Genomic DNA, 20,171 nt, shown 5'->3' with positions numbered 1-20,171 from the left:
CTGCACTAAGGGAAAACCTCAAGCATAAAAAAACCACTGACATGGGAGGCCAGTGGTCGATTTATAAGTATTGAGAGGGGACGCGAAAAATAAACGCACCGTAACAGTTGCGTTGAGAGCTTTATACGTCTCATTTTCGCCTTGCTGGAGCGAGAGCTATTTTTCGTGCAAAGCGCTGGCGCTATTTTAACCAACGGCCATTATAGCCCGCCACCCCTTCATCCGTGGTACGACCACTTTTGAATAGCTCATCGTAATCTTCTTGTTTGATCAGCTGTACCTCGCCCTGGGTATTTTGGTAACGCCAATCTCCCTCAATGCACATAATCATTAGAGTATCTAAAATATCATCAAAACGAATCGCATGTAGGAGGGCCATACCTTGCAGGTCTTTGATAGTCAGCGGTCGCTTACGCTTCTCAAACTCTTCGTTGATCAACGCTTCCAAGGCTACATCCCACTTTGGCTTATCAAAATCTTCACTCATCTCGACTCCTGCTCCCTCACGTTATTTAATTGGAACCCTTTATAGCGTGCTACAAAGTGGGTTCTTTACTCGGATATCCCATAAATTTTATAAAAAATTACTCATATTTTTGATTTTACAGGGAAATTTTCGGAAAAATACCCATATTTATGATTACGAGCGGCAGAGTAAATATCCCATGCAAAACCCACAAACAAGTGAAATTGTGCATGATTTATAAATTATTCGCGTTTACTCTCTTCTGCGAAACACGCTCTCTTTATTAGTGTATTATCAGCAACCGTTCATTTTCAACGCCATTTGCCGGGAGCAGGTCGTGCAACAACTATCAGGCAAGCAACGCTACAGCGCCAATAAACTTCAAAAACGCCTACGCAGAGAAGCGGGCAATGCGATTACTGACTTTAACATGATCGAAGAGGGCGATAAGATCATGGTGTGCCTTTCGGGTGGAAAGGATAGCTTTACCATGCTCGATATTTTGCGTTATTTCCAGAAAATAGCCCCCATCCATTTTGATATTGTTGCTGTCAACCTTGATCAGAAACAACCCGAATTCCCAGAAGAGATCCTGCCAAACTATCTCGACTCCCTGGGTGTGGAGTACAAAATCGTTGAAGAGGATACCTACTCCATTGTTAAGGAGAAGATACCCGAAGGGAAAACCACCTGCTCACTCTGCTCACGGCTGCGCCGAGGCATTCTCTACCGCACCGCAAGCGAGCTGGGGGCCACCAAAATAGCACTGGGGCACCACCGTGATGATATTCTCGAAACACTGTTTTTAAACCTTTTCTATGGCGGAAAACTAAAAGCGATGCCACCCAAGCTAGTGAGTGACAATGGCCAGCACATCATCATTCGCCCCCTCGCCTACTGCCGAGAAAAAGATATTATCCGCTATGCTGAAATACAGGAGTATCCGATTATCCCCTGTAACCTCTGCGGCTCACAGCCCAACCTACAGCGGCAGGTTATTAAAGGAATGCTACAGGGGTGGGACAAAAGTCACCCGGGGCGAATAGAGACCATGTTTACCGCAATAAAAAACATCAAGTCATCGCACCTCATGGACTCTGCAATGTATGACTTTATCGGCCTAAAAACGCAGCAGATGCCGTTTGAAGAGGGTGATATTGCTTTCGATAGCGAGGAGATTATCGGTAGCGAAAATAGAGTGGAACCGATCGTGGTTCAGCCATTAAAAGCGCTAAAATAAGCCCGTCCTAACCCCAAAAAAGAGCGCTCAGATATTTATTGAGTCGGAAGGTATCGTTAGACGGGGTGCTGTGCCAGCAGGTGAATATAGCGCCCTAACGAAAGGTAGGGCTCTTGGCGACTATGGGCCAGCTCCATTTCGATAATCGCTGCAACTGGCAGACGCTCTTTTACCCGCTTTTCCATATAGTCGTAAAAAACGCGAACACCGGCACGGTCACGTATTGTAAACGGGCTATGGTCAAACCACCCATAGACTTCGGTGGGGTCGAGTGGGTTTTGCGGTGTGAGGCTGTTTATTTCACCTGAGAAGTGGCCCGACTTCACCTTGCGCAGATTGCCACGCACCAGGTTTCGGTAGATGAGTGAGTTGATATTGTAGAACATTAATGAGAGGTGCCCGCCCGGTTTTACCAGTTGTTGAAATGCGGGAATGCTGCGTTGTGGCTCTGCCAACCACTCCAATACGGCGTGGCAAAGTACCAGATCATATTGCCGCTTATCCTGTGTTGCCATTTCAAACAGTGACCGGTGGTGGAATTCAACAACGGCGTCTTTTTGCTGCTCCGCAAATCCATCACGCGCCTGCCCCAGCAGATCGGCAGAGATATCACACAGCACCAGCTCGTGGCCAAGCTCAGCAAGGCGCAGCGCAAACAAGCCTAGGCCACAGCCGGCATCAAGAATACGCAACCGGGGGCCATCCACCAGCTGCGGCATTTGCGTTATCAGGTGCTGCCATAACACCGCAAGTCGAATTTTACCTTTATCACTGCCGTAAATATTTTTCTTAAAGCGCCCCGCCAGCTGATCAAAGTTACGATCCCGCTTGCTCATTACAGGGGGTGGTTATGCGGCATCAGTAACCAGCTCGGCCTTGCCGGCGCGTTTAAGGCGACCATCAATCATCAAAAATCCAAACGGAAACATGCCGGCAATCAACACCACGCTCCACTCACCCGTGCTCCAGCCATACTTTTGTGCCAGCGAAAGCGAGAGCATTGTGTATACAACAAACAGAATGCCATGAACCATGCCGGCTAACGAAACAGCCTCTGGCATACCAAAATAGTATTTCATTGGCATGGCAATAAACAGCAACAAAAGAAATGAGCACCCTTCAATCAAACTGACAGCGCGAAACAGTTTCATACCTAACCCCTTATCGAATAACTCTACACCGTTCTATATCTGCTTTTTACCAAGGTTTTAGCTGTTAAGCAACCCATCACCCTAATCCCCGGATAGCCCCTGCCGATCATCTCGTTTCTGGTGTACAATGGTCAATTCAACCGCCATCCATTGGCAACAGCATTTGCAGGGTATGACAATGGCATCAACAGAAAAAAAGCCGCTGGTCGGCATCATCATGGGTTCAACTTCTGACTGGGATACCATGAAAAATGCAGCGGATACGCTGGAACAGCTGAATATCCCTTATGAAGTGGATGTGGTTTCGGCGCATCGCACCCCCGACAAGCTGTTCAGTTATGCTGAAGAGGCGATAGGTCGCGGTATTGAAGTGATTATTGCCGGGGCCGGCGGCGCAGCACACCTGCCCGGCATGGTTGCGGCCAAGACTTCATTACCTGTATTGGGTGTGCCGGTACAATCCAAAGCACTCAACGGTATGGATTCGCTACTCTCTATCGCTCAAATGCCTGGCGGGATTCCGGTTGGCACACTGGCCATTGGCCGTGCCGGTGCGATTAATGCTGGCTTGCTCTCTGCATCCATCCTGGGCAATAAATACCCCCCTTTCCGTGAAGCGCTAGAGCAGTTTCGTGCCAGACAGACCGAGAACGTACTGAACAACGCTGATCCCCGCGAGGTATAAACCATGGTTGTGGGTATTTTGGGCGGTGGACAACTGGCACGTATGCTGGCATTGGCAGGCCACCCGTTAGGTCTGAAATTTATCACTCTCGAACCCGCAAAAGATGCCTGCTCCGCAGCGGTGACCGAACAGCTGCTGGGTGCTTATGATGATGAACGCCTGCTATCAGAGCTGGCCGATAAAGCCGACGTGGTCACTTTTGAGTTCGAAAACATACCCGCCGATAGTGTCACCCTGCTTTCAAACAAGATCCCCTGCTACCCCCCCGCCAAAGCGCTGGCTGTCACTCAAGATCGCCTCAATGAGAAAAGGATTTTCAATCACCTTAACATCCCCACGGCACCCTATAACAGAGTGAACACACTGGATGACCTGGAGCAGGCCATGGAGAGCCTCGGCTTTCCCGCCATCCTTAAAACCCGTCGTGAGGGGTACGATGGCAAAGGGCAAGCACGGTTAGACAGTGCGGCTGATATTCCAAAGGGGTGGCAAGCCATTGCGGGAAAACCCGCCATTGTGGAGGGGTTCGTCCCCTTTGACCGAGAGTTTTCCATCATTGCGGTACGCAGCCGTACGGGTGAGACAAGCTGCTATCCACTGACCGAAAACAACCATAAAAAAGGTGTTTTACACACTTCAATTATCCGGCAGAATGACCCACTACAGGCGCTAGCGGAACGGCATGTTAACAAGCTACTTAATGAGATGAATTACGTGGGGGTTCTGGCTTTGGAACTGTTTCAGGTGGGTGATCACTTGCTGGCTAACGAGTTTGCCCCTCGGGTACACAACTCGGGACACTGGACACAAGATGGTGCGGTATGTTGCCAGTTTGAGAATCACCTGCGTGCGGTGTGCGGCCTGCCACTGGGTAGCACCCGCCCACTAGGGCATATCGCCATGCTAAACATAATCGGCGAGCTACCGAACATTAATAGCATACTATCCCTACCAGACGTACACCTGCACCTGTATGACAAAGCAGCACGCGATGGGCGTAAAATTGGCCACATCAACCTCTGCTGTGAGGATAAGCTACACTTTGATCAACAGTTTGAAGCGCTGCAATCGCAGCTTTAGTGTGACTGCCCCTATTAATCAACCCTGTAAACCTCTCCACTGAACAAAAGGATCCACTTATGAAAATCACTGACAACTGTGCGGTCACCCTCGACTACACCCTGACCAATGACCAGGGCACTGTACTGGATAGCTCGGAGGGGCGTGGTGACTTCACCTACCTTCATGGCGCCAGTAACATCGTGCCCGGCCTGGAGAATGCGCTAGCAGGAAAAAATACGGGTGATGAATTAACTGTTCACGTTGAGCCAGAGCAAGGGTATGGCGAGCACCTCAAAGAGTTAATACAGAAAGTGCCCTGTGAGATGTTTGAAACCGATCAAGAGATTACGGTGGGTATGCAATTTCACGCTCAGTCAGCTGAAGGGCAAATGGTTGTGGTCACGGTAACTGAAATTGATGATAAAACGGTCACCGTCGATGGCAATCACCCGCTTGCGGGTACCGCGCTTAATTTTGCAGTTAATGTGATCGATATTCGTGAAGCGACTGAGGAGGAGATCTCCCACGGACATGTTCATAGTGGCGACTGTTCGCACGATCACTAAACCGCCGCTTCAACTGGGAGTGCGCCTTCTCAACTCGTTTACTTGCGATTAGAAATAGCATCAAACTGAGCCTCCAGCTCGCCAATCATCGCAACCCCTTTTTTCACCACCAAGGTGGGGGTCGCTTGATGTGTTGAGTGGAGGTTTTTGTTAGAAGAGGTAATCATAATCGTTTTCATATCACGCTTATCCAGGGCTAGCCCAGAGACAATGGATATCAACATCTGGCCACTCAGCAAGCCAATCTCTTTACTGGCAATCAGCACATCAAAATGTTCATTCAATAATCGTCCCAACGCCTCATAACCATCCGACATTTCAACAATTTCGACATGATAGGGGGCGATGGTTTTTTTACAGATTTCACGGGTAGTGCGAGAGCCATCGACTAACAGCACCCGCAGTTTATTTTTACAGTCCTCTTTTTGAAACTGACGCAGGTGCTCGCGAACAGCCTCAAAATCACCCCCGCCTTCCCGCAGCACTTCGTGTGATTGGCGAAGCAGGTCGACATAATCCAAGCAGCGGCTTTGATGTGGCCCCGCCATGCCAAGAGACTCTTTATCCCATAGCGTTAAAACATCTTCTAACTGGTGGCATATCGATGTAATAACGGGCACACCAAACGTTCCACCAATCCCTTTGAGTGAGTGGGTTTTCCGATAAGCCTCCTGAAAGCTTGCCTCAAAATCATCACCCTCGCTGCAAGCAAGAATATGCTCTTCGATAGCATCGATTTTTTCGGGCAGTTCACTGATGAAATTTTGCTTAAGTTTCTCTAATACATTTGCAGTGGAGCCCATAATTCACCCATTATTATCTGTATTGCCGTAAAATAACCACTCAGCTTTTTCAAACCACCTGAGAACAGAGCTAAAGCCATGCCTCGATACCGACCACCCATGCAAAAAACATCTCTCTACATCACCCCCGCAGGCTACCGAGTATTACAGGACGAGTTGAAATCCATTTGGAAACGGCGCGCCGATGTTACGGTGGCCCTGGCTGCTGCCGCTGCCGAGGGAGACCGCTCTGAAAACGCCGAGTACATCTATCGCAAAAAAGAGCTACGCGGTATTGACCGGCGTATCCGCTACTTACAACAGCGCCTGCCTGCACTTACCGTTGTGCACCACACCCCTGCTGACAAAAATCGAATATTCTTTGGTGCATGGGTCAGCGTGGAAGATCTTGACGGAGAACAGGTACGCTATCAAATTGTTGGGCCCGATGAGATTGACCCCGCATCTGGCCGTATTAGTGTAGATTCTCCCATGGCCCGTGCCCTGTTAAAAAAGTGCCTAGATGATGAGATAAACGTCACCACACCCCAAGGAGAAAAACAGCTCTATGTGGTTGGAATAAACTACCCCGAAACCGCGTAAAAAGCACACCTTTATATTGCATTAAAAAGCATCCATAAACTCATTTAACGCCTGTCAAAACAGAGCAGATAGGTCCATACTTTAAAGGTAGAGAGACACAACCTAAACACAATTCATAATGCTAACTAAAAGGAGCACACCATGTTTGGTGAACACCACTCTGACCTTGCCGCTGAATTTCCAAAATTCAAAGATAAGATCCACCAATTAAAATCCAGCAATATGCACTTTTCCAAATTGGTATCGGAATATGAGGCGGTAGCTAAAGAGATTTATCGTATCGAACAGCAGATCGAAACACCCTCTGATGAATATACTGAGAATAAAAAGAAGCAGTGCCTGGCACTCAAGGACGAAATATATAACCTGCTGATAAAATAGCGCATTAGAGACTAAATATTCTTTGATGGTGTGTGCTTTCAGCACTTGAAGTGTGCGTTAGCGGCTCTTTTGACCCGCCTGCGCCAAAGCCGCCGCCATCAATTTTTCAAAACGCTCAACATCCTGTGATTTGATAAAATATTTATAGCGTTTTTCTGAATACAAGGCATCGAACAACACCCCGTCGCCACTCATCACAAAAGTGCGTGGCACATAGCTACCGTCATATTCAAACTGCTGACTGAGCTGAGGATATTGATCCACATTCACCTTAATCATTACCAGTTTTTTAGCTAAAGAGATCACCGATGGCTTGTAAAAGATGTTTTTATAAGCGTGGCAGGTAGGGCACCAATCAGCATAAAAAATCATCATGACCGGTCTATTATTCTGTTTCGCAATCTTCATGCCCTGGGTGTAACCATTCCACTCAATCGCGGCATCGTTCCAGTCCGGTGGCTGCGCCGCAGTCGCAACGGATAGCAAGCCATGCAGGACGACACCCCAGAGCATCCATTTCACTAATCGCTTCAATACCATCCCCTTATAAGTTACCGCGACCATTAGCTGACTGACAACATAACGGTTGAGTACAACGCAACTCACGTGTGAGAATCTATTGTACAGAGCTGGATGAATACAGGCCAAATAACTCTGCCACCCAAATAGCAGAAAGAGCCATAAACTACCGTGTTATCTACCACAACATAAACCAGGAAATGCCATGCAACGCACCCTAAGCCTTATCACTCTATTTTTTGCCAGCGGCCTCTGCCTCGCTCAAGCGAGCCCACCCCAGGCAGCGGTTGCCAGTGCCCACCCACTGGCTACTCAAGCAGGCATAGAGATTCTTGAGCAGGGGGGGAATGCATTTGATGCGGCGGTAGCGGTAACTGCCGCGCTAGCGGTCGTAGAACCCACCGGCTCGGGTTTAGGCGGCGGTGGCTTTTGGTTGATTCATGATGCCCAACAGAACAGAGCGTGGATGATTGATGGGCGTGAAATGGCTCCCGGTAAAGCACACCGCAATATGTATCTGGATGCGCAAGGTGAGGTGATCCCCAACCTCTCCATGAATGGCCCGCTGGCGGCCGGGATTCCCGGCACACCGGCAGCCATGGAGTACCTTGCTAACCAATATGGAAAGCTCCCCCTTAGCCAGTCACTCTCAGCGGCTATCCGTTATGCAGAGCATGGGTTTAACATCGACAAGCCTTACCAAAGAATGGCTAAATTCCGCCTCAAAGCGTTACAAGATTCACCCGCTGCGGCCGCCACCTTCCTTGAGAAAAATCAACCACCCACCGATCATTTTATCCTCAAGCAACCCGACCTTGCCAACACCCTTAAAGCCATTGCAACACTGGGGGCTAAAGGCTTTTACCAAGGTGATGTCGCCAAACGACTTATTGACGGTGTTCAGCAGGCGGGGGGGATCTGGACACATCAAGATCTGGAAAATTACACACTGATTGTACGAGAGCCGATTCGTAGCCAGTACCGCAACATTACCCTCACTTCAGCGGCACTGCCCTCATCCGGTGGCATTGTTTTATCCACCATGCTGAACATTCTGGAGGGTTACCCGCTGGATAGCATGGATGGTGCTCAACGCACTCATCTCATAGTGGAGGCGATGCGGCGCGCCTACCGTGATCGTGCCGAGTACTTGGGTGATGGTGATTTTATTGAAGTCCCCCAGCAACTACTCACCAGCAAACAGTACGCCGCCGGGCTGCGTGCCGCCATTCACCCCAGTCAAGCCACCCCCAGCAAACTACTGCCAGGAGCCATGGATGATTATGAAGAGGGACGTGATACCACTCACTTCTCAATCATTGACACACAGGGTAATCGCGTTTCGGCAACGATGAGTATCAACTATCCCTTTGGCTCCGGCTTTGTACCTCCTGGCACCGGGGTTTTATTGAATGATGAGATGGATGACTTCTCCAGCAAACCGGGCACACCCAACGCCTACGGCCTCGTCGGTGCCGAAGCCAATGCCATCGAAGCCGGTAAACGCCCACTCTCCAGCATGACCCCGAGTTTTCTGGAAACAGCGGAACGTGTGGCCATTTTAGGCACCCCCGGCGGCAGTCGCATTATCAGCATGCTACTACTGGCAACACTAGAATTTGCAGAAAATAGCTCAGTTGATGCGTGGGTGAGTCGCCCGCGCTTTCACCATCAATATCTACCCGACCAGATCCAGTATGAACCCGGTGCACTCAGTAATGAACTGATCCGCGACCTGCAAGCACGCGGACACGAAATGAAGCAACTCAACCATCAATATGGGGGGATGCAAGCTATTTTGTGGGATAAAAAAACAGACAAAGTGACAGCGGCAAGTGACCCCAGAGGTATTGGCTCGGCGCAAATTCAATAAACAAGATAGAGTGAATATTGGATACCCTCGAGCGATACCACTCCCTTCATACTTACTTAAAGAGTCTACTTCAACATGCCCAATATCACATTTTGCTGGGAGCTCGGTGCTGGCTATGGCCATTTGGCCTCCATCGCGCCACTGGCACAATCCTTAACCCGCAGAGGGCACACCCTCTCGGCACTACTGCGTGACACCCGCAGTGCCGATAAATTTCTGGATACCTCTGTAGTCAACTCGCAGCAAGCCCCCCACTGGATACCGACAAAAAAGTATCATTCACCCACTATCAGCTATGCTGACATTCTCAGCCGCTGCGGATACGACTCTACAGACTCTCTACTGCCGCTAGTCCAGCAGTGGCGAGAGCGATTTAGTGAATACACTACCGAGCTAATCATCGCGGACCACTCGCCCACCGCTTTAATTGCAGCGAAAACACTCAAATTACCCGTCGCACTTTCAGGCACCGGTTTCTCTTCACCTCCCCCAATTTATCCACTCCCACCAATCACACCCTGGCTCAACACCCAGCCAGATTTTTTGCTCCACCTGGAAAAGAGCGTATTAGATATCATAAATGACGTATTGCGCCACTTTGATACGACGGAACTGGATTATTTGCACCAGCTGTTTGATGTGGAGGAGAGTTTTTTATGCACACTGCCAGAACTTGATCACTATGAACAGCGCAGTATGGATGCTTACTGGGGCCCCCGCTTTACCGATAGCCGTGGAGTGGAAGCCGATTGGCCACAAAATGGCCGAAAAAATATATTTGTTTACATCAATAACCGCTACAAACTGCTGGATACGCTGCTATCAAGCTTAAGCCGTGTCGATGCAAATTTTATTGTTCACTGCTCAGGGGTGGAGGGTGCCGTTACCGATCACTACAGCGCCAACAATATTCAATTTTCAGCAGAGCCCGTTCGCATAAAAAGCCTTGCCGGAAAAGCTGATCTGGTCATATCTCATGCGGGACATGGAACGGTAGCCGCCTGTTTATTGATGGGCATACCACTGCTACTACTGCCTACCCAGCTAGAACAACTGCTGTTAGCCGGCAAATTAAGCCATTTCAAACTAGCCCACTCTATCGACCCCAGAGGAGCTAAACAGCCCGATTTCGCTGAGCAGATCAGATCCACTCTCAACGATGAGGCCTGCCAAAAGCAGGCAGAACAATTTGCAGAGCACTACAAAGGGTTTGATCCGCAACAACAACTGGATGAAATAGTCTTCGCCTGCGAAGCACTGCTCAGCCAATAAAAAAGGCACCAGATGGTGCCTTTTTTATTATATAGTCAACATACCGGTGCCGCGAAAAAATTACCCCTTACGTGCTCTATTTCTACGAGCAAACGCAAGTCCTGCAACGCCACCACCCAGCAGAAACAGCAAACCTGGCTCAGGAACCGATGCCGGGGTGCCGGTTACAGTATGGCTTGTGATCGGCATACCATTGATGCCATTGGGATCACCAAAGCGTGAAGAGCCATCAGAGTTGAACCAACATGATATTTCATTATCTCCGCCAATCTCCTCACCCCATCCGCCATAGCCATCCTCACAATTGGATAGCGTCGCTACGTTACTGTCTGTAAAAGTGAAAATATCATATTCAAGCAGAAAGGTATCACCCGCATTAAAGATTCCCAGATCCAGCGTACCGGTGTAAGTCCCCCAGCCATAGTTATTTGAACCGGCGACGTAACTACCCAGTGCCACACCGTTCGTAGAGAGATTGATGCCACCCTCGCTATTCAATAGTGTTGCATCACTGGTAAAAACATTTACACCGTTTAACTTAATCGCAACCGCATTACCCGCCTGCACGTACTCACCAGCGCCAAAAGTGGCATAATTTTGTGCCCACAAACTGCCACTGTTAATGGTGAAGTCGAAAGAGTAGCTCTGTGCAGTACCGCTGTCATTAGTAAATTCCACTGCCTGCTGAATATGACTCTCAGCAGAAAAGAACCCATTACCACTGGCACGGGAAAACATATCACCACTGTCATTGCCCCAAGCCGCACCATAAGCGTAGCCTGTGCTATCAGCACCGTTGCTATAGACACTCACTGATGAGGGGCCTGTTGCCATATCCGTTAGCGGAGCAGATGATTGCAATTCAACGGTAGCGCTGGCGGTCAAAATGGTTGCCTGTGCAGCAGGTACCATCGCAATCAATCCAAGGCAGACAGCCGCTGATAGTGCATTTTTCTGAAAGGGCGCAGCCCAGATTGAACTCTTCATACAGTAACTCCTTAAATATCGCTCTTTAACCACAAATGCTTATTGAATAACAAAGCAAGATATAGGCCATTAAAAACAGACAGCACAAGCATTTGTTTTTTATATCAAAAAAAATAATGTAATTAACGCCATCAAATCAATCGTAAAAAATATCGACAAATTGATACCCTTAAAGGTAAATTTATCTACCCACAGCGGGCTGCTCAGCCAATAAAAAAGGCACCGCTAAGTGCCTTTTTTATTTTCAGACTTTTAAATCCCGCTACCAGCCACCTCTATTTAAAGAGGCCAACATGCCAAAGCAGCGGTAAAAACTAGCCCTTACGCGCGCGGTTTCTTCTTGCAAAAGCAAGGCCCGCAACACCGCCGCCCAACAAGAACAGCAAACCTGGCTCAGGAACCGATGCCGGCGGGTTGCCGGTTACAGTATTGTTTGTGATCGGCATGCCATTGATACCGTTGGGATCACCGAAACGTGAACCGCCAGAGGTTACAAACCAACTACCACACTCCTCTGCCCACCAGTCCTGTTCGGGACCATCAAAACCGCAGTCAGTAGCAATCAACCCAGCAACATTACTCTCGGCAAAGGTGAATATATCGTATTCAAGCAAAAAGCTCTCACCCGGGTTAAAAATCCCCAGATCAAGCGTACCGGTGTAGGTTCCCCAGCTATACGAACTAGACCCAGCAGTATAACTACCCAGCACCGCACCGCTTGTTGTCAGGTCGGAGCCACTCGCATCCGTTAGCAAGGTTGCATTACTGGTATAAATATCCACGCCGTTTAATTGAATCGCAACGGTATTACCCGCCTGCACATACTCACCGCCAACCAACGTATCATATGCATAAGCACTCAAGGCGCCATTATTGATGGTGAAATCGAAAGAGTAGCTCTGTGCTACACCGCTGTTGTTGGTGAACTCCACACTCTGCTGAATATGACCCTCGGCAGAAAAGAATCCATTACCACTGGCACTGGAGAACATACTGCCACTGTCATTACCCCAGCCAGAAGCATAGCCGCCACCGTTAGCATCATATAAATATTCAGAGACATTAACATGTACCGGATCGGTACCGGTGGTACTCACCGTGGTTGCTATATCAAGATCAACCGTTGCACCTGCGGTAAGAATAGTCGCCTGCGCATTGGATGCCGCCGCAATCAACCCGAGGCAGACCGCTGCTGATAGTGCATTTTTCTGAAAGGGCGCAGCCCAAATACCATTTTTCATATGAAAACTCTCCATTTATTGTTTTTTACTTAAACATGGTTCAAAAAAATATAAATACGACCATAAAGCAAGCAAAATACATACCACAAAACAAAAACTCATAACTATTTGTTTTTAATGACTTAAATAACAGGTAAATCATACACCGCCGTCAACTGTAAAAAAAATCGACAAATAGGCGAAAATGAGACCCCTGACTCTATTTTTAATCTGTAAAACCGATAAATGCCCCGGTCATGCTAAAGTTGTGTAACAGCCTCCGCTAACCATTAAGACTTTAAGCGACAACACTGACGAACAAGCACTGCCATGACGGAATTCCTTACACTGTTTTTTTTACTGATTGCAGGCCATGCCCTGGCAGACTTTGTTTTGCAGGGTGATGTGATGGCGGCAGCTAAAAGCCGCCATGGCGCGATCCATAAGCGCAAAGGCAAACACTTCCCACCTTGGCAATACTGGCTGGGGGCGCATACATTGATTCACGGCGGAATTGTTTTACTGGTAACCGAGAGTTTGTTATTGGGTTTCATTGAAACCTTACTGCATACCATTATCGATTTTCTAAAGTGCGAAGGAAAGCTGAGCTTTCATCAAGACCAGGCGTTGCACCTGCTCTGCAAAGTGATCTATTGTGCCGCGTTAGCCTATACACCGAGTGCAGTACTCTCTTAAAAATCAGTACCCTCAGCCTCTTCCACGGGGGTCTGATACTCCTTATCATTCAGAAAACTGACAATATTTTCACGCTGCGCCATGGCATCGTGGTAGCCCAGCTCAATGAGCGCCTGGCAATACTCCCGCTCAAATAGCAGATAACTTAAAAAATCGGAACCATCTTTTTTGTAAACACCGATACCACGAAAAAAGTAAGCAACCGACCTAGGCAGTAGTGCCGCATACTCTTCTGCAATTTCACTCAAGTGACGGCTAGGTGAAATGACCAGGCTTTCAACTCGGCGCAACGATGTTTCACTCCCTTTGCGGCGGGGAATCAGCTCCACAGTTTTATTGATGCGGTGCAGCCGCTCAAGATCAGCATCCAGTGAGTCAAGAAAAATGCTGTTAAGTGCATGGCCCGCCACTTGTGCTACAGTGGGAATCACGGCATCTACCGTTCGCTCGGGTTGCTGACCATCATCCAGCCGCACCCCAATCACCAAAAGACGCTCGGCCCCCATATGCAGTGCCGGGCTTAGTGGTGCCATTTGGCGCATCGAGCCATCACCGTAATATTCACGATGAATTTTTTCAGGCCGAAAAATAAAGGGCAATGCGGATGAAGCCATAAGGTGTTCAGTGGTAATCACCGAGCGCGTACCCACCCGCCGAACCCGCTGCCAGGCACTAATATCTTCTCGCCCCTGGAAGAAAGTCACCGACTGGCCACTACTGTAACCAGAGCAACTCACTCCAAAAGCATCTAAAAAACCATCATCAATCGATTTTTGAATACGCGCACAAGGTAATCTTTTTGATAATAATTCATGAAGTGGCTGCCGATTCAACAACGCTTGCGGATTATGCTTACCCAAACCACCCAGCAACATCGCCAACATCCATAAGCTACCATTTTGTAACATCCCTGCGGGGTCTGAGCGGAAGACATGAGAGACATGGAAGTTCTCCCACACAGAGCAGAGCCTGCGGACAGCGCCATGGAAATGTGGTGCATAGATCGCCAGTGCCGCGCCGTTAATCGCTCCGGCGGAGGTGCCACTGATAATGGGAAACGGGTTAGACTCACCCACCGGAACAAACTCGGCGATCCCTTTCAAGACACCCACCTGATAGGCTGCTCGCGCACCACCTCCCGCCAGCACCAGTCCGATTTTTTCAGGTCGGACACCGCTCTTTTCACTTTTGTAGAATCGACCTAGTTTCATTGTGACTCCCGTATCGCAGCAGGCACTAGCGTAGTATCCGAAGCTGTATGCATACTAAGTCGGTCGTTTAGCCCGGATAATTCATAAATTATGCACAATCTCACTTGTCTGGTGGTTTAGGTTTTTTTATCAGTGCATTGACTTGTGAAGAGGTCTCGAAATATTAATGTGGGCCAGTCTGTACAACTGGAGAAGGTATAGTATATTGTAGAAAATCAGAAATCGCCCCATAACAGTTGCAGCAATGAGAGCGTACTCAGTGCTGCGGTCTCTGTTCGCAGTACCCGTGGCCCCAAACAGACGGATACAAACCCTGCCTGCTCCGCCAGCGCAATCTCCTGCTCACTCAAGCCGCCCTCAGGGCCAATCAGCAGTGTCACTCCCTTTTCCGGATGTACCATACTGCGCATATCCTGCGTTGCGCGGTGGTGCAATACCAACTTCAATCCTTCACGGGGTTGGCTGACCCACTGTTTGAAGTGAGTCAGCGGCCGCACCTCTGGAATCCGATTGCGCCCCGACTGCTCACAGGCCGCTACCACCACGCCCTGCCAGTGCCGTCGGCGTTTTTCGGCGCGTTCTCCCTTCAGGTTAACTACGGTGCGCTCAGCGACTATCGGGGTGATGGCACTTGCGCCCAGCTCAACTACCTTTTGAACGGTATAGTCCATGCGCTCGCCCCGGGAGATACATTGCGCAATTTCCACATGCAGAGGAGACTCTGCTTCTCGCTCACGCCACTCATCCAACAAGACTGTTGCACGGCGCTTCTCCACTAAAACCAGATGCGCGCCAAACTCGCCACCCCGCCCATTAAAAAGGGTTAATCGAGCGCCTAGCTTCAGCCGCAATACCCTTACACAGTGGTTAGCAACCGCACCCGGCAACTCGACTTTGAGGCCATTTTTCAGTGGCTCATCAATGTAGAAACGAGGGATGCGCATAATCTGCCTGCTCAATCAGATTCAATACCACTCGGGAAGTTTGTACCACTCGGTGTTTTCAGTAAGATCTAGTTGAACTTGATAGGTTTTCAAGAATTTACTGTAACCACTGTTACTCCACTGACGCACGGGCATCCCCAGTACCGCCGTTTTCGAGTTGGCAAATACACGTACTATGTACTCACAACTCTGAGGATCAATATCCGCCAAGCGCGGATCATTGGCACGTACCGCGGCCATTTCATCCATTGCCACTTCAACTGCGGGCAAAAAGTCACTTAAGCCAACCACATTAAGGCAAACTTCATCACCCCGCTTGAAGAGGAAGTGTGTGCTAGAGCCATCACCAACCAAACCGCTATCACTCTCAACGATGGTGACACCCAGCGCTTGCTCGCTCAAAATCGGCTTAGTACCCTTGATCACCGCAACCGTCTGCTCCCGGTCATTAATGTCATAGATCGTTTTTGTTCGGCGATCAAAAAGTGTGTAGCTACCGCTATCGCCATAATCGACTCTCACCAGGTCCGCATGAACCATATAGACAAGGTTGGTACGATACTCACCAACTCTTTCATTAAAATCGAGCAGTGTGCCACGCGCATCAGAGACTTTACTGATTGTTGTACTGCATGCTGTCACTCCCAAACCACATAGTGCCAGCAACAAAACTTTAAACCACCTATTCACATTAAACTCCCTGAAGTTTATTTAATTCACTGGCACTGAAACCAGCCTTAATACGTGCTTCAATATTAAACGGCCCTTTTAAAACACCCTTCATATACTGATTAATCAAATCGAAAAAAGTTGCCTCGGAGTCCAGCCCCCTCTCTGAGCAGCAATAGTGAAACCAGTGGCTGCCAATTTCAACGTGGCCGATCTCATCACGTTGAATTATTTTTAAAATGTCAACCGCCTCGTCATCCCCAGTACGCGCTAGGCGCTCCATGATTGCGGGTGCAACATCCAAGCCCCTCGCCTCCAAAACACGCGGCACCAAGGCCATTCGCACCATCACATCATATGCCGTTTGCTGAGCACTCTCCCACAAGCCATTGTGTGCTGCAAAGTCACCGTACTCATAACCCAACTGCTGCAGGTGGGCCCGAATTAACCCAAAGTGATAAGCCTCCTCTTCGGCAACCTTTAGCCAGTCGCCATAGAACGCTTCTGGCATACCACGAAAGCGATAGACAGCATCTAGCGCAAGGTTAATCGCATTAAATTCGATGTGAGCAATAGAGTGAAAAAGTGCCGCCCGGCCCACGGGAGTATAAAACGAACGCTTGGGAAGGTCTCGGGGGGCAACCAGTTGAGGGTTCTGCGGATGACCCGCCGTGACGGCTATTTGTGGTGGCTGCTCCTCCCGCAACGAGAGTTCTCCACTCCGCCAAGCCGCTGCCAGTTGCTGGGTAAGGCTGGCTTTCTCTTCTAGGTTGCTCGCATCCAGGCAGCGACGAGCCTCAGTAAAGAGTGAGGGGGCAACTTTTTCAACTGATTCATTCATAACGCATTATTATATGAGCTTAGGAGCGGCTTGTCCCCGTTTATCTCTTCCCTGTTTCATCGAACGTTATTCCCTTTAATTATGAGTAACTATTTTTTACCTAAAATCGAAGCATCTTCGCACGGAAAGAGGGATCATACAGGGCATATGTGACCGGTTGGGTACGAAAATAACCCCGCGTTGAGGTGAAAGATGAATACACTGAGTCGTGACCATCATGATAACGAAAAACTTCATTAAGAGACATGAAAAAAGTGAAAAATCCGCAGCGCAATAGCACTCAGCTGCGACCAGCAACACACACCTACCGTCAGTGCAATAGGGCACGGGGAGCTTGCTGGGCAGATTATTGGGTTAGCAAAGAGAAGTGATATTCCGTTAGTGGAAAATGCCTATCTGGTAGAGCTACTGCTTGCATTGAACTTGGGAGATGAAATTCCTGAGGATCTCTACCTCTCCGTTGCGGAAATGATTGACTTTGCTTATTGGCTCAGTGATAGAAGGCCTGCTAGTGGCCATTAACGAGCCTCTATATTATGAATGGTACTCATCAGCTCAGCCTCGCCACGAGATAAACCGCAAATATCAACTAACTCATCCACTGTCGCGCCTTTTCGGGCCAGTTCAATTGCCTGGCGTACCGAGACATCCCCGCTCGTAGCCAGGCTGCTTTGCGTAGCGGCTCTTTTTGAAGTCGAAAGAGCATGCTCCACAGAGTGGATTCTCTCGCCCATTCCCTGGGCACCACTCACCAAGAGTTTAAATTGCGACTGCAACTGCTCGCACTCTGAACGCTGTTGGCGCAACTGCTGTTGCAGTTGTTTTTGCTGCTTTTGTGTGACCACAAAAACTGTGACCAGCAAAGCAGCGAGTACCATCAGCAGCACGACTACAGACCACTCTGTCATTAAAACTGACCCACCTCATTCCACTCCTCTTCACTGAGAAATTTATTCAGATCAACAAGAATCAGCAGCTCGTTCTCACGACTGGTGACCCCAAGGATATATTTAGCACTCTCTTCGGTGCCAACATTGGGTGCCGTTTCAATTTCAGATGCGGGTATTTCAACCACTTCTGCAACACTATCAACCAGAATACCCACTACCTGCTCTTCTGTTTCAATAATGATAATACGCGAGAGATCATCAACCTCTTTTTCAACCATACCAAAGCGGCGACGGGTATCAACCACGGTAACCACATTCCCCCGCAGGTTGATAATGCCGATCACATAATCAGCGGCACCCGGTACCGGTGCAATTTCGGAGACACGCAGCACCTCTTGCACCTGCATCACATTAATTCCGTAGGTCTCACTCTCAAGCCTAAAGGTGACCCAACGGTTAGCATCGTTGCCCATCGTTGCACTTTCGCTCATCTACTTTATCCCCATACTTAGGATGAATTCTTTCTACTTCTAAGGTTGATTGTATCGTCAATCAATAACAAAGCTTTATAAGCGACCTTTAGATAGAAGTTTAAGGAAACCATCAACATCAATCAATGCGCACATTTTATTGATGACTGTACCCGCCAACCATGGCTGAAGGGTACGATTTTTACGCCACTTCACCTCATCGGGATCAAGCTTAACTACTTCGGCTATAGCGTGACAACCCAACCCCCAGCGGCGATCGCCCAGTAGGATAAAATAGCGGTATTTACGCTGATCCTGCACAACTTCCTGGCGGTGAGCAGGCATAATCAACCTTGCCGTATCAACAACGCTCACCATTGCGCCGTGGTACTTCATCAAACCAAGGTGCCACTCCGCGTAGCCGGGAACCGGAGTAACCTTCTCATCGCCAACTTTCAAAACACCTGAGAGATGCTCCAATGGTACGGCAAGATTCAACTTACCAAGATTAAAAAACAGCACCTGAAACGGTGCCGTAGGCTGGAAATATGCGGGCACTGGTTCTTCATTTGCAGCCGCCTGAGCAGTCACCTCCTCCGTGGGTGCCGCGGCAGGCTCTTTAGGCAGATCCGTTGCGACTGCTTTAGCAACCACAACAACCTCATCCGATACCGGGGTAGCTGTCGGCTCAGACTCAATCACTGGCACCTCTCTGAACAGTGCATCCAGATAACTGCTTAACGCCTGCTTCTGCTCTACCAGCGCATTAAAATCGTTTTCATCCTCAAATTGTGCCATCACGACTCGGCTGTTCTGCTGTCAGCTGGATAGATATTCTGCAGCCAGGTCAATAGCTCACGATAAGCAATTGAGCCTCGGCTATTTGCTCGCATAATGGGTAGCGGCACCCCTTTGCGGCTCGCTTCACGAAACTGGGTATCGATGGGTATCACGGCGTCCCATAGCTGCTCAGGGTAATCTTTTTGTAGCTGCTTGAGTGCCTCATGAGAAGCGCGGGTGCGTCGATCAAACATAGTGGGAACGATGTGTAACCCCAGCGGGGCTCTGCGTGCTCGTGTAATCATCGCGGTAGTACGCATCATTCTCTCTAACCCCTTAAGCGCCAAAAACTCCGTCTGCACCGGAATCAACAAGCTCTGACAGGCTGCCATGGCATTAACCATCAAAACCCCTAAAATCGGTGGGCAGTCGATCAAAACATAGTCATAGCTGTCAGCCAACTGTTGTAGCGCCCTAAGCAGCACCAGCCCTTTACCATCCTGTGTTCCCAATTGGCGGTCAAGTGTTGCCATAGCCGTCGAGGCGGGCAGTAGATCAAGACCTTCAAAACGTGTCTGTTTTATCACGCGCCTAGGCATATCGCTGGTGGCAATATTAGGCACTTGAAACAGCGAGTAGACACTCATCTCTATAGTATCCGGGTCATGTCCAAAATAGACTGTTAACGAGCCGTGGGGGTCCATGTCAACCACCAAGGTGCGGTACCCCTTGGCGGAAAGGAGCCCTGCCAGGGAGACAGTGCTGGTTGTTTTACCCACCCCCCCCTTCTGATTGGCAACCGCCCATATGTTCAATCAAGCCCCCTCGCGTCAAAAATTTTACACACCCTAAAATATGATGCA

Annotated in this window: 24 protein-coding genes and 1 pseudogene; 10 read left to right on the top strand and 15 right to left on the bottom strand. The window is 49.0% G+C overall.

Going from position 1 to position 20,171, the window contains the following annotated elements; all coding sequences use genetic code 11:
* Window positions 1-181: 181 nt before the first annotated feature.
* Entirely contained in the window at window positions 182-487 is a 306-nt protein-coding gene (locus L3J94_08385) for a hypothetical protein (protein ID MCF6218757.1), read from the bottom strand.
* Window positions 488-803: 316 nt separating this feature from the next.
* Between L3J94_08385 and ttcA the strand changes: the two are divergent.
* Window positions 804-1,646 (top strand): annotated as a pseudogene (gene ttcA, locus L3J94_08380) (tRNA 2-thiocytidine(32) synthetase TtcA).
* Window positions 1,647-1,762: 116 nt separating this feature from the next.
* On the opposite strand, the gene L3J94_08375 reads toward ttcA, so the two are convergent.
* Complete coding sequence (locus L3J94_08375) at window positions 1,763-2,542, bottom strand: methyltransferase domain-containing protein (GenBank protein ID MCF6218756.1); 780 nt, start codon at window positions 2,540-2,542, stop codon at window positions 1,763-1,765.
* A 12-nt stretch (window positions 2,543-2,554) separates the two neighbouring features.
* Window positions 2,555-2,857, bottom strand: coding sequence for a DUF3817 domain-containing protein (locus L3J94_08370; protein MCF6218755.1), 303 nt, complete (start codon window positions 2,855-2,857; stop codon window positions 2,555-2,557).
* A 178-nt stretch (window positions 2,858-3,035) separates the two neighbouring features.
* On the opposite strand from L3J94_08370, the gene purE reads away from it, so the two are divergent.
* From purE to L3J94_08355, 3 genes are read left to right on the top strand one after another with little or no spacing between them, the layout of a single operon-like run.
* Complete coding sequence (gene purE, locus L3J94_08365; protein MCF6218754.1) at window positions 3,036-3,542, top strand: 5-(carboxyamino)imidazole ribonucleotide mutase; 507 nt, start codon at window positions 3,036-3,038, stop codon at window positions 3,540-3,542.
* Between the two features lie 3 nt (window positions 3,543-3,545).
* Window positions 3,546-4,622, top strand: coding sequence for a 5-(carboxyamino)imidazole ribonucleotide synthase (locus L3J94_08360; protein ID MCF6218753.1), 1,077 nt, complete (start codon window positions 3,546-3,548; stop codon window positions 4,620-4,622).
* 59 nt (window positions 4,623-4,681) lie between these two features.
* Window positions 4,682-5,170, top strand: a complete 489-nt coding sequence (locus L3J94_08355; GenBank protein MCF6218752.1) for a peptidylprolyl isomerase — start codon at window positions 4,682-4,684, stop codon at window positions 5,168-5,170.
* A gap of 38 nt (window positions 5,171-5,208) precedes the next feature.
* On the opposite strand, the gene L3J94_08350 is transcribed toward L3J94_08355, so the two are convergent.
* Window positions 5,209-5,973, bottom strand: coding sequence for an Hpt domain-containing protein (locus tag L3J94_08350; protein ID MCF6218751.1), 765 nt, complete (start codon window positions 5,971-5,973; stop codon window positions 5,209-5,211).
* A gap of 78 nt (window positions 5,974-6,051) precedes the next feature.
* Here L3J94_08350 and greB point away from each other — a divergent pair, with 78 nt between their 5' ends.
* A complete protein-coding gene (gene greB / locus L3J94_08345; protein ID MCF6218750.1) occupies window positions 6,052-6,555 on the top strand; it encodes a transcription elongation factor GreB in 504 nt (167 codons plus the stop codon).
* Between the two features lie 141 nt (window positions 6,556-6,696).
* A complete protein-coding gene (locus tag L3J94_08340) occupies window positions 6,697-6,936 on the top strand; it encodes a DUF465 domain-containing protein (protein MCF6218749.1) in 240 nt (79 codons plus the stop codon).
* 57 nt (window positions 6,937-6,993) lie between these two features.
* Here L3J94_08340 and L3J94_08335 read toward each other — a convergent pair whose 3' ends face one another.
* A complete protein-coding gene (locus L3J94_08335; protein ID MCF6218748.1) occupies window positions 6,994-7,542 on the bottom strand; it encodes a thioredoxin family protein in 549 nt (182 codons plus the stop codon).
* A 118-nt stretch (window positions 7,543-7,660) separates the two neighbouring features.
* Here L3J94_08335 and ggt point away from each other — a divergent pair, with 118 nt between their 5' ends.
* Together ggt and L3J94_08325 are read left to right on the top strand one after the other, a co-directional pair.
* Window positions 7,661-9,328, top strand: coding sequence for a gamma-glutamyltransferase (gene ggt, locus L3J94_08330; protein MCF6218747.1), 1,668 nt, complete (start codon window positions 7,661-7,663; stop codon window positions 9,326-9,328).
* A gap of 75 nt (window positions 9,329-9,403) precedes the next feature.
* A complete protein-coding gene (locus L3J94_08325) occupies window positions 9,404-10,600 on the top strand; it encodes a hypothetical protein (GenBank protein MCF6218746.1) in 1,197 nt (398 codons plus the stop codon).
* Between the two features lie 60 nt (window positions 10,601-10,660).
* Here the strand turns inward: L3J94_08325 and L3J94_08320 are convergent, their stop codons facing one another.
* A complete protein-coding gene (locus L3J94_08320) occupies window positions 10,661-11,587 on the bottom strand; it encodes a PEP-CTERM sorting domain-containing protein (protein ID MCF6218745.1) in 927 nt (308 codons plus the stop codon).
* Window positions 11,588-11,901: 314 nt separating this feature from the next.
* On the bottom strand, window positions 11,902-12,828 hold the full coding sequence (locus L3J94_08315; protein MCF6218744.1) for a PEP-CTERM sorting domain-containing protein: 927 nt from the start codon (window positions 12,826-12,828) through the stop codon (window positions 11,902-11,904).
* Between the two features lie 309 nt (window positions 12,829-13,137).
* On the opposite strand from L3J94_08315, the gene L3J94_08310 reads away from it, so the two are divergent.
* Window positions 13,138-13,503, top strand: coding sequence for a DUF3307 domain-containing protein (locus tag L3J94_08310; protein ID MCF6218743.1), 366 nt, complete (start codon window positions 13,138-13,140; stop codon window positions 13,501-13,503).
* On the opposite strand, the gene L3J94_08305 is transcribed toward L3J94_08310, so the two are convergent.
* The 4 genes from L3J94_08305 to L3J94_08290 form a co-directional block, all read right to left on the bottom strand.
* A complete protein-coding gene (locus L3J94_08305; GenBank protein MCF6218742.1) occupies window positions 13,500-14,714 on the bottom strand; it encodes a patatin-like phospholipase family protein in 1,215 nt (404 codons plus the stop codon). The genes L3J94_08310 and L3J94_08305 overlap by 4 nt on opposite strands.
* Window positions 14,715-14,929: 215 nt before the next feature.
* Entirely contained in the window at window positions 14,930-15,658 is a 729-nt protein-coding gene (locus L3J94_08300) for a 16S rRNA (uracil(1498)-N(3))-methyltransferase (GenBank protein MCF6218741.1), read from the bottom strand.
* Between the two features lie 21 nt (window positions 15,659-15,679).
* Window positions 15,680-16,348 carry a hypothetical protein gene (locus tag L3J94_08295; protein ID MCF6218740.1) on the bottom strand — a complete coding sequence of 223 codons (669 nt, stop codon included), beginning with the start codon at window positions 16,346-16,348 and terminating at the stop codon, window positions 15,680-15,682.
* Between the two features lies 1 nt (window position 16,349).
* Window positions 16,350-17,168 carry a ferritin-like domain-containing protein gene (locus tag L3J94_08290; protein MCF6218739.1) on the bottom strand — a complete coding sequence of 273 codons (819 nt, stop codon included), beginning with the start codon at window positions 17,166-17,168 and terminating at the stop codon, window positions 16,350-16,352.
* Window positions 17,169-17,486: 318 nt separating this feature from the next.
* Between L3J94_08290 and L3J94_08285 the strand changes: the two genes are divergently transcribed.
* On the top strand, window positions 17,487-17,690 hold the full coding sequence (locus L3J94_08285) for an EscU/YscU/HrcU family type III secretion system export apparatus switch protein (protein MCF6218738.1): 204 nt from the start codon (window positions 17,487-17,489) through the stop codon (window positions 17,688-17,690).
* Here L3J94_08285 and L3J94_08280 read toward each other — a convergent pair.
* From L3J94_08280 to L3J94_08265, 4 genes are all read right to left on the bottom strand, one after another.
* On the bottom strand, window positions 17,687-18,076 hold the full coding sequence (locus L3J94_08280) for a DUF2802 domain-containing protein (GenBank protein ID MCF6218737.1): 390 nt from the start codon (window positions 18,074-18,076) through the stop codon (window positions 17,687-17,689). The two genes, L3J94_08285 and L3J94_08280, sit on opposite strands and share 4 nt — an antisense overlap.
* Entirely contained in the window at window positions 18,076-18,549 is a 474-nt protein-coding gene (locus L3J94_08275; protein ID MCF6218736.1) for a chemotaxis protein CheW, read from the bottom strand. The genes L3J94_08280 and L3J94_08275 overlap by 1 nt, the downstream gene beginning before the upstream one ends.
* A 75-nt stretch (window positions 18,550-18,624) precedes the next feature.
* Window positions 18,625-19,326, bottom strand: coding sequence for a chemotaxis protein CheW (locus tag L3J94_08270; protein MCF6218735.1), 702 nt, complete (start codon window positions 19,324-19,326; stop codon window positions 18,625-18,627).
* Window positions 19,326-20,123: a ParA family protein gene (locus L3J94_08265; GenBank protein MCF6218734.1), complete on the bottom strand. Its 798-nt coding sequence runs from the start codon at window positions 20,121-20,123 to the stop codon at window positions 19,326-19,328. The genes L3J94_08270 and L3J94_08265 overlap by 1 nt, the downstream gene beginning before the upstream one ends.
* Window positions 20,124-20,171: the final 48 nt, after the last annotated feature.

It is taken from the genome of Gammaproteobacteria bacterium, assembly GCA_021647245.1.
Lineage (GTDB): Bacteria > Pseudomonadota > Gammaproteobacteria > RBG-16-57-12 > RBG-16-57-12 > JAFLJP01.
Note: the sequence above shows the minus strand (reverse complement) of the source record. Positions and strands in the feature narration are given on the sequence as shown.